Here is a 1527-nt window from a genome sequence, read left to right as displayed (position 1 = left end):
AGCATTTCTTTTTGCCTGTATGTAATTGGTTTAAGACTTACTGGAATATTTCCAATATATCCATCAATTCCTTTGCTTTCTTCTTCTGGTGTTGCCAGTCTATAATTTAAATCAAATTTATCTGCTATTTTCTTTAATATGGCTTCTTGAAATCTTAAGCCAATAAATGTTTTAACTATTACCAAATCTTTAACCCATTGACGAATCATATTTTCATCAATCTGGTTAATTACTTCTCTAAAATTATCTATCATCTCAAGGATTTTTTGTGTTGCTGTTTCTATTGCGTCAGGATGTTTATTTAAATACCAAGTTTCCCATTCTTGTAGAGTTTTTCCTGTAAACTCTTTTATCAGTTCACTCATTTGACCAACGACTTTTGGTCTCGTTGCCTGTGCATTTTGATTTGCTAAGTTTATTATCTGAGTAGCATACTTAGGAAATTCAGGAGTTTCTATTTCCAATAATTTTCTTACTTCGTCAAGTTTTATTTTTAATTCCACAACTATAATCCCTATTTTACTGCCTTTAAACCTTTGCCTAATTCTACAAATTTATTTTTTAAGTCAAAATCTAAGTCCGTATCTACAATAGCAAATCCATTTTTCAACAAGTAGGCATTAATAAATATTTTATTTTCAAATAAACGTATGCTTCTACATAATCACTGTTTATCGTGTAATTTTTATCAAATTTTAGATAAACTTCTTTTTTTAGTATATATTGCTTAAAATACGAAATAGCTTTATCCAAATCTGTTATAATAACACCCCTCAATTTTACAGTAAGTCCCGTATCTAACTTTAATCTCCCATCTTTTAGTATATCAATAACTTTATAAGTTTTACTTTTACCAAATTTTAATTTTTCTGGCTCTATTACAGGGTTTGCGTTTTTTATTTTAGGGGTATATTTAATGTCCTCAGGTACAATAGGAAAGTCCCTTTTGATAATTTCTATGTTCTTATTTGAATTATTATCTATTTTTTTAATTATTACATCTAAAAAATTCTCATTGACCTCATAACCAACTGCATTTCTGCCTAATTCCACAGCGACTTTTGCAGTTGTCCCACTTCCAAGAAAAGGGTCAAGGACAGTTTCACCAACAAATGAAAACATTTTTATTATTCTTTTGGGTAATTCTTCAGGAAACATAGCTTGATGTTCTATCTGCCTTGCACCTGCAAAATTCCAGTGTCCAGAAAAATACTCTTTCCATTCTTCTTTAGATAATTTTGATTTCTCTTTTACTTCTTTTTCTATTTTTTTGCTTTTGCCGGGTTTTTTAAATATAAGAATATGCTCATAATCTATTTCTACCATACCATTTGGAGGATAAGGATATGAACCCATTACATTTGCTCCCCCTGTAGTATTCATTGTTGTTTTCTTTTGCCAGATAATAGAACCCATATAATCAAATCCTATATCTTCACATTGAGCTATGATTTCCGCATGAAGCGGTATAATTTTGTATCTTCCGTAGATAACAGACCTTGCAAATTGGTCTCCAATATTAACAAC

2 protein-coding genes are annotated in these 1527 nt (G+C 30.0%); both read right to left on the bottom strand.

Features of this window, described 5'->3' with window-relative positions; translation table 11 throughout:
• Positions 1-503, bottom strand: a 503-nt coding sequence (locus tag HG1285_RS01920; protein ID WP_008289266.1) for an MjaI family restriction endonuclease, incomplete at its 3' end; no start/stop codon positions are given.
• Between the two features lie 103 nt (positions 504-606).
• The coding region (locus HG1285_RS18485) for a DNA methyltransferase (RefSeq protein WP_008289265.1) at positions 607-1527 on the bottom strand (921 nt) is incomplete at its 5' end.

This window comes from Hydrogenivirga sp. 128-5-R1-1 (assembly GCF_000171895.1).
The sequence above is the reverse complement of the archived record's forward strand: the minus strand, read 5'-3'. Positions and strand labels throughout refer to the sequence as shown.